This window comes from Clostridium sp. CAG:43, assembly GCF_000434655.1.
In the GTDB taxonomy this organism is placed as follows: domain Bacteria; phylum Bacillota; class Clostridia; order Lachnospirales; family Lachnospiraceae; genus Otoolea; species Otoolea fessa.
The window spans coordinates 4,291-4,968 of record NZ_FR894975.1 but is presented as its reverse complement, the minus strand read 5'-3'; the positions used below and the strand labels follow the sequence as shown (position 1 = coordinate 4,968).

General features: G+C 47.5%; 1 pseudogene. It reads right to left on the bottom strand.

Annotated elements, in window-relative coordinates:
* Positions 1-678 (bottom strand): annotated as a pseudogene (locus QVO97_RS00200) (glutamine--fructose-6-phosphate aminotransferase); the annotation flags it as partial.

The window sequence follows — 678 nt, the reverse complement described above, 5'->3', positions numbered from 1 at the left end:
CGGAAGCCAGCTCGACGCGGACCGGAATACGCGCCAGATCTTCGATCACATACTGCGCTGCCACGCCTGCATGGTAAGCAGAACCACACGCTACGATATAAATACGCTTTAACGAACGAATGACATCATCGGAAAGTCCCGCCTCGGTCAGGTCAATATGACCATCGCGGATGACTGAATTTAATGTATCCCGAACCGCACGCGGCTGTTCATGGATCTCCTTAATCATGAAATGCTCATAACCCCCCTTTTCAGCAGCTTCTGCATCCCACTCAATCGTCACAAGTTCTTTCTGAATCTCTTCCTGATCAATATTATAGAAAGTAACCTCTCCCTTATGTAAGCGTCCCAATTCCTGGTTGCCAATATAGTATACCTTGCGGGTATATGGAAGCAGGGGCGGAACATCCGACGCGATAAAGGATTCGCCCTCGCCTACTCCGATGATCATCGGGTTATCCTGACGGGCTACAAAGATCTCCTCCGGATAATTCTTAAACATAACCGCCAATGCATACGTGCCGCGGATACGCATCATCGCACGCGCCATCGCATCGAGCGGTCCCTCGTTGTATTTCTTATAATAATGATCGATCAGCTTTACAGCCACCTCTGTATCAGTATCTGAATAAAACGTATATCCATTTTTAATCAGTTTTTCGCGAATTTCCTGATAGT